The 460-nt window shown below is 56.7% G+C and carries 1 protein-coding gene; it reads right to left on the bottom strand.

What is annotated here, in order from left to right:
* The coding region (tnpA, locus tag NE591_RS12360) for an IS200/IS605 family transposase (protein WP_256156758.1) at positions 1-375 on the bottom strand (375 nt) is incomplete at its 3' end.
* Between the last annotated feature and the right edge of the window lie 85 nt (positions 376-460).

Here is a 460-nt window from a genome sequence, read left to right as displayed (position 1 = left end):
CTTCGCTATCGTCGCCTCGTTCAGGCCGACGGTCGACACGTAGTAGCCCTCGGACCAGAAGTGCCTGTTGCCGAACTTGTACTTGAGGTTGGCGTGCTTGTCGAACATCATGAGCGCGCTCTTGCCCTTGAGGTAGCCCATGAAGCTGGACACGCTGATCTTGGGAGGTATGCTGACCAGCATGTGGACGTGGTCGGGCATCAGGTGCCCCTCGATTATCTCCACCCCCTTGTACCTGCACAGGTTGCGGAATATCTCGCCCAGCGAATCCCTGTATTGGCTGTATATCAGTTTGCGCCTATACTTCGGTGTGAACACGATGTGGTACTTGCACATCCACTTCGTGTGCGACAGGCTGTGTGCCTTGTTTGCCAAAACGGCCGCCTTTCCGGGCTGATACGACTTGAACACCCGTATCGTATCCCGACTGGCGGCGTTTTGACGCAAGGGCGGAGCCTTC

Origin of the sequence: Adlercreutzia sp. DFI.6.23, assembly GCF_024462535.1 — a bacterium.
GTDB classification, from domain to species: Bacteria; Actinomycetota; Coriobacteriia; order Coriobacteriales; family Eggerthellaceae; genus Adlercreutzia; species Adlercreutzia rubneri.
This window is presented reverse-complemented; position numbering and strand designations above follow the sequence as displayed.